Annotated in this window: 1 protein-coding gene; it reads left to right on the plus strand. The window is 62.8% G+C overall.

The features are described from left to right. Nucleotides 1-29: 29 nt before the first annotated feature. Nucleotides 30-290, plus strand: a 261-nt coding sequence (locus RMT89_RS42245) for a hypothetical protein (protein WP_315889065.1), incomplete at its 3' end; no start/stop codon positions are given.

Consider the following 290-nt stretch of genomic DNA (forward strand, 5'->3'; position numbering starts at 1 on the left):
GACTTATATTGACATTTTAAGGATGCTCTGTGGCTCTTGAGCAATCGCTTTCGATTCCTTTGCCTGCCGTGCAGGAGTATCTGGCCGACACCAACCCCTGGTGGCGCGCCGGCAAGGGTATTGATGCGGACATGCGCGCCTGGCCGCGCCGCGCCTACTTTCAGCTCTTTTTGCGACTGGTGCAGGCGCGCGAGGTGCGGCGCGCGGTGGTGGTGATCGGCCCGCGCCGGGTCGGCAAGACGGTGATGCTGCACCAGGCCATTCAAAGCCTGATCGACACCGGCGTGGCG

The sequence above is a fragment of the Streptomyces sp. P17 genome, assembly GCF_032436805.1.
Lineage (GTDB): Bacteria > Actinomycetota > Actinomycetes > Streptomycetales > Streptomycetaceae > Streptomyces.